1 pseudogene is annotated in these 401 nt (G+C 72.6%); it reads left to right on the forward strand.

The window, feature by feature from the left end:
- Positions 1–401, forward strand: a pseudogene (locus HUA75_RS46090) (HEAT repeat domain-containing protein); the annotation flags it as partial.

Consider the following 401-nt stretch of genomic DNA (forward strand, 5'->3'; position numbering starts at 1 on the left):
GAAGCACTACGCGGAGAAGCAGATTCTCCCCGCGTTCCTCAAGAGCGTGGAGCCGAAGAAGAGCCACGCGGGGCTGGTGCTGGAAGAGGCGAAGGGTGGCCAGTATCCGGGCTTCGCGCCGCACCGACTGGATTTGGACGCGGAGGCGCGGAAGCTGCCGCTGGACGGCGCGGCGCTGCGACGGCTGGTGGAGGTGGCGCTGCCGGACGTGGGCGCGGCGCTGGCGGCCTTCCAGGAGCACCGCAAGGACGTCTTCGCGCCGGACCTGCTGCCGGTGACGCTCCGGGTGGAGACGCTGCTGGCGAGCGGACAGCGCTCGCAGCTGGTGGACTCGGGAGACCGGGGCCTGTTCCTCCCGGGGGACGCGGCGCTGGAGGAGCCCCTGGCCGCGGCGCTGGAGG

It is taken from the genome of Myxococcus sp. CA040A, assembly GCF_013336725.1.
Taxonomy (GTDB): Bacteria; Myxococcota; Myxococcia; order Myxococcales; family Myxococcaceae; genus Myxococcus; species Myxococcus llanfairpwllgwyngyllgogerychwyrndrobwllllantysiliogogogochensis.